Raw genomic sequence first — 5,670 nt, 5'->3', positions numbered from 1 at the left:
CCCTGTCGTCCGCGTACTCGTCGAACGACACATGCAGCAGAGGACAGCCGCCCCAGCAGCCGTGCCGCACTTCCCACCGCGTCGCACCGGTCGCCTCCACCGACCGTACTGCGTGAACGCCGGCGAACACCGCCGCATCCCGTTCCGGTGACACCGTCACCGTCCCAAAAGGACGGGGCCAGGGCGCCGGGAAGCGGATCTCAGAGCCTCGACCAGCGTCAGGCTCATCAACATCGAGCGCCACCACCTCAGCGTCGCCACGCTGCACCAGGAGCGTGCGGTTCGGCCAGCACAGCAACTGCGGAGCCTCTGCCGACGCCGGGTCCAGCGGAGCAGTGATGGTGGTGATGAGACGAGCGGCGATGGTCACGGTTTCTTCCAGCCACAGACGACGGACGACGCGAGGGCCTGACAGTCCAACCCTATGGGCAACGCCAACCCCGCCGAGCGCACCTCGAGCCGCGTCTCTGAGGTCGCCTCCGGCTGGCCGACATCACGCTTTCAATTTCATAAGCTCAGCAGGTTTGTTGATAGGGAAGATCTGGTACGTAGGTTTTCCAGTCTCGGCCGGACAAACCGCTTCCTGCCCGGGCGCATACGGCTTTGGCTACCAGGTCGGGGGCAACGGGGTAGGTGCGCGGTGGGGTGTGGTCACCGCGGACGGTGAGTGTGGCTCCGTTGCGGCTGAAGGCGAGGGAGCGTACCTGGTCCCCGGATGTGAGCAGGCTGCCTCCAAGGGGGCGTGTCGTCGCGGTATCCCACAGCCGTACGGTGTTGCCACCTGCGACGGCCATGATGCGGCCGTCGGATGAGTAGGCGAGTGCTGAGACCGCCTGGGGTGGTTCGTCCTCCTGGCTTGCGGAGAGTGCGTCAAACATGGCGAAGCGGTGTTTGAGCGCCGGATCCCAGATGGTCACCCACCCGTACTCGTCGCCGACGGCCATCCGGCCTCTGTTGACCGGGTCAGCAACAACGGAGGTCAGTGTGATGGCGAACGGGGCCCCGGGTTTGGCAGTCGAAGGTGCTTCCTCCGGGGCGCCGGTCCTCCAACTGGTATCCAGGGCGTTTCCCAGGTACAGGGAGCGCACGACGGGCGCGGAGGCGGGCTGTTTCTCGATGTATCGGATCACCTTATGGAGCGGTTCCAGCCGCGCCGCGACGATTCGGCCGTGCAGGGGGTACCGGTAGACCGGCCTGCCGGGGTTGCTGAGCCGCCACACGAGGATGGCCTGTTTATCCACTGTAGTAAGGAATCCTCCATCGGCAGTCACGGTGACGGAATAGTGTGGCGACGCGTGGACGGACGGCCCCTCTGAACCCGTTCGCGTGTCCCAGGTGCGTATCCGGGAGCCAGTGACGATGATCAGGCGGTCCTTGCCCAGATACAGCGGGTCCCCCCTGACGCCGTCGGGCGGACTGCAGGTCAGGCGGACGGCGGAGGCCAAGGGGCCGGTGCTGCGAAACCGACGCTCAGTGCTGCCATCCCACAGTTGGAGTTCACCGGAGCGCGTGCACTCTGCCTGATGGCCCCCCTCCTCGCGCGAGGAGCCCAAGGTCTGCACGAGTCCGTCCGGCGGCAGTCTGCGGTGCCGTCGCAGATCCCATAACCCGGTCAAGCGGCCGTTGTCGTCATGCAGAAAGAGCATGTCGTCTGTGGGCCCGAAACTCACCATGCCGTCGGTGAACGCCAACGGAAGCTGGGTCAGCGCGCCGGATGTAGCGTCCCTGAGCTGCCATCTGTCCGCGGTGAGAAACAGCAGCCTCCGCCCGTCGGGAGAGACGTTGTACAAGTAGTCGTCCTTCCCGATGCGCAGCGTACGGATGAGCCGATGTGTGGTCAGGTTCCACAGTCGTACCCGTTCGACGCCGGCGGAGATCAGCACGCCGCCGTCGTTGCTCAAGACAGGGTCGTTGACAGCCGAGCCAGGCTCGGTGAAGGCGTCCTGCTCGGGCTGAGTCAAGGCACCCATCAAGGTGGCCCTGGCTTCCAGGGTGGGGCTGATGCTCCAGGCTGCGACGCTTAGCCGCAGCGCGGTCAGCGGTTCGGCGTAGCGCAGGCTCTCTGCGGCTGATGCGACCCGCCGGGACGTCGCCTCGGCAAGCCGCCGCTCACCGAGGCGGTTCCACTGCCAGGCCACCAGACCGGCGACCATCGCGAGTGCGGCAGCTACGCACAGGGCCGTCCTCAGTCGACGAAGCCGTCGCGCCGCGCGGCGAGTCGCCCGCTGTGCGTGGTCGCGGGCGTTAAGGCTGGCTGTGAGGAAGGCGTGCTCCAGCGCGGTCAGCTCGCGTCGGTGCAGATGCTCGTCGGCAGCGGTCAGGCGGCTGCCCCGGTACAAGGCGCCTGGCTCCCGGCCCAGTTCCTCCCAGGCCTGGGCTGCCTCTGTCAGTCGCCGGTGCAGGCGCAGGCGTTCGCGGTCCTGCTCGATCCATCCGCTCAGCCGGGGCCAAGCCGTGATCAGGGCCTCGTGGGCGAGGTCGACGGTGTCCTGGCCCACGGTAATCAGCCGGGCGCGGACGAGACGTTCGAGGACCGCGGCCGTGTCGGTGGGATCGGCGATGTCGAGCTCCGCTCGAGGAGCAGGCCGACGGGTGTCAGGGGTTCCCTCGCCCGGTGTGATGAGGCGCAGCAGGATACGGCGGGCGAGGTCGGCCTGCGCCGGGGTGAAGCGGGCGTGGATGTCTTCGGCGGTGTGGGCAACGGCTCCGTGCAGACCGCCGATGGCCTCGTAGGTCTCCAGGGTGAGGGCGCGGCCCTTGCGGCGGTGCCACGTTTCCAGCAGGGCGTGGGACATCAGCGGGAGCGCGCCGGGCTCGTCTTCGATCTCGTCGAGGACCCGCGCGGTCAGGGTGCGTTCCACGATCAGCCTCGCCGTCTGGGCAGGTCTGACGATGGCCTCGCGCAGCTCGTCCCGGCTCATCGGGCCAACCAGCATGGTCCCTTCCTGCAGCGCAGCGGTCAGGGCGGGGTGTCCGGCGCAGCGGCCGAGGAAGTCCGCGCGTACCACGATGACGACGCGCAGCCGACTCGCCGGGTCCGTGGCGGCCAGGAGGCGGTCGATGAACTGGCCTCGTTCGCGCGGGTCGGTGCAGAGGGTGTAGAGCTCCTCGAACTGGTCGACGATCAACCACGTCTCACCGTCGGCGTCCTTCGGTATCAGCCGTTGCTCGTGAATGCGCAGGGGATGCTCGCCGGGGGTGAGGATGCGCACGGTGGCCGGCTGCGGACCGGTCGCCTGCGGGGTGCGCAGGCGCGGGATGAGGCCGGCGCACAAAAGAGAGGACTTGCCGCTGCCCGACGGACCGAACACAGCAGTGAACCGGCCCGATTGGGTCAGCTCGAACAGGCGGTCGGTGAGCTGGTCGCGGCCGAAGAACAGGTTGGCGTCCCCCGGCTCGAAGCGGGCCAGGCCCCGATAGGGAGGCTCCGCATCCTCGTCTGAGGCGCGAGGCTCAGCAGCCTCCTCCGCGGCTGCCTCACGCCACCGTGCCTCCCACTCTTCGGGGTCGCCGCCGCAGGCTCGGACGTAGGCCCGGACAACCGGCAAGGTCGGCAGCCGCTCACCCGCAGCGGCCTGTGACAGGGTGCTCGCCCCCTGACTCGTGCGCTGCGCCATCGACCGATACGTCGGACTGCCCCCTTCCGCCCGCAGTTTGCGTAACTCGGCAGCAAACCGTGCAACCGGCCCCGCACTCGGATCCAGTGGGCTCTCTGGACGCCCCGCCATCAACGACTCCCCTCCCCCGTCCCGCTTCCCCCGTGGACGCGGCGCAATGGCCCGACAAGGTAGGCACGCCCGTGACCGGAGGGCAAACAGGGGGCGCCTTCTTTGGCCAGCGCCACAGCCATGCCCGTGACCTGCGACGCGGTCATTGATCAGGGTGGCAAAACCGGCTGCCCATTCAATCCCCCGACCGGAACAGTCGAGGTCACACGGCGCGGACAGCCGCCTCGGCTTGGCCGGCCGGTCAGAGCAGAAAGGAATCGGACTATGAACATGCACAAGCGGCTCGCGCTCGCGGCAGCAACTGCAGCGCTGGGGGGTATCGGCGCGTTAGCCACACCTGCCGCCACAGCCTCGGCCGCTCCTGACACGCACTCCGTGTTCGCGGCGCAAAGCCGCCAGGCCGGGCTGACCGCTGCGCAGAACGCGGAACTGCAGCGGCAGGTGAATACCACCATCGCCGAGTCCGGGGGCCGGCAGGTGGCGGCGAACATCGTCGACCTGGGCCACGGCGACTCGGTACGACTTGTCGTGCCCGGCGAGAAGTACGTGCGCGACCTCGCGACCACGCGCGGTCCCGTCACCAGCTCGACTGCGGCGCACGTCTGCCCCACCGGAGACTTCTGCGCCTACACAGCCGTCGACTATGGCGGCCGGGAGCAGCGGATGGGCCCGTGCGGGAAGCATCCCCTCGATGGGTCGGGCTGGAGTGGGGCCGGGTCCTGGTACAACAATCAGACCCAATCGTGGATGGTAGCCACCATGTGGGGCAAGAACGGCGAGTTCGTCTACCGGGACAACGGGCCCGGTTCCCACGACACGCACGGCAACTGGGCGAAGGTCTGGGCGATCACCAACTGCTGACGGTGGCGCTCGTAGAGCAACGGCGAACGGACATGTAGCGCTGCGCAATCGCGGCAAAAGCGACATGGCCCAGATCGCGAGGTGCCAGTTCGGGATCAGCACTACACGGGCGCGGGAACTTCCGAGCACTGGGCCGGCACAGCGGCGGCCAGGATAGTCCCGGCAGGCGGGCCGGGGCACCGGGTCGCCGGGCTTCAGCTCCTGAGGCGTGAAGGCGCTGGCCCGGCCCTCGGGCGCCTCCCGGAGTTGGTTGGGCCGCGCTCGGGTGACTGCCCTGTCATTGCAGGAGGCCCCTGGTCCCCGCCCTCGGGGACCAGGGTACCCGGCGGGACGGCGAGCGCCCGGTGCAGCGGCCGGACCCATCGCGCATCAGCTCGCGCCGGTCCCGCCCGAGGATCCCGTACGCGCGGCCGCCGACGGCCACGACGGAGACCGCGCCGACGCTGCCGGTCTGGAGGGCCTGGAGCGCGCTTCCGCGGGCGTCGATGTACCGCGTCGTCTAGAGCCGTACGGCGTTCAGAACCAGCCCGAGGGCGCCGAGCTGGTCTCATCCGAACTGCCGGGAAGAATCCTGAGTGACGTCTGGGGAAGCGAGGCCGTGTGCGCAGGGTAACGGCGAATATCTCGCTTGAGGTAGCCAGTCGGGCGCGTCGCGGGCGACTGGTCAACCAGGCGAGGGGCCGGCGCTCACCTGGTGCCTGAGCGTCCATCCACGCGCCGGAGGATGTCCTCGCTGAGCCGCCATCGGTCGGTGTCGCGGCGGAGGCGAGGCCCTCGCTGGGACCTGATGGCTTCAGTTAGCTGCCTTAGCTGCGTCGCGTCAAGGTCGTCAATCATCTGCGCAGTCAGGAGCATCGCGTGGTACTGCTCGAAGGGTCTGCCGCACGATCGGGTAACATCTTGACCTGCCCCACCTCTCAGGTTCCAGTTCTGGTGGCTAACTGACAGCCCTTCACGGAAGGCTGGCAGTCATGCCTCGTCCCTACCCTCCGGAGTTCCGAGCGCGTGCCATCGCGCTGGTCCGCGCCGGCAAGCAGGCCAAACAGACGGCGGTTGAGCTCGGCATCCATCCCGTCACGTT

General features: G+C 68.4%; 2 protein-coding genes and 1 pseudogene. 1 reads left to right on the top strand and 2 read right to left on the bottom strand.

Annotated elements, in window-relative coordinates; genetic code table 11:
• A pseudogene (locus ACZ69M_RS50995) lies at nt 1-370 on the bottom strand (hypothetical protein); the annotation flags it as partial.
• Nucleotides 371-515: 145 nt separating this feature from the next.
• Complete coding sequence (locus tag ACZ69M_RS50990) at nt 516-3,617, bottom strand: WD40 repeat domain-containing protein (protein ID WP_470060529.1); 3,102 nt, start codon at nt 3,615-3,617, stop codon at nt 516-518.
• 375 nt (nt 3,618-3,992) lie between these two features.
• On the opposite strand from ACZ69M_RS50990, the gene ACZ69M_RS50985 reads away from it, so the two are divergent.
• Nucleotides 3,993-4,589 (top strand): peptidase inhibitor family I36 protein, encoded by a 597-nt coding sequence (locus ACZ69M_RS50985; protein WP_470060528.1) that lies wholly within the window; start codon nt 3,993-3,995, stop codon nt 4,587-4,589.
• Nucleotides 4,590-5,670 lie beyond the last annotated feature (1,081 nt).

The sequence above is a fragment of the Streptomyces sp. NPDC107454 genome, from assembly GCF_055582885.1.
This window is presented reverse-complemented; position numbering and strand designations above follow the sequence as displayed.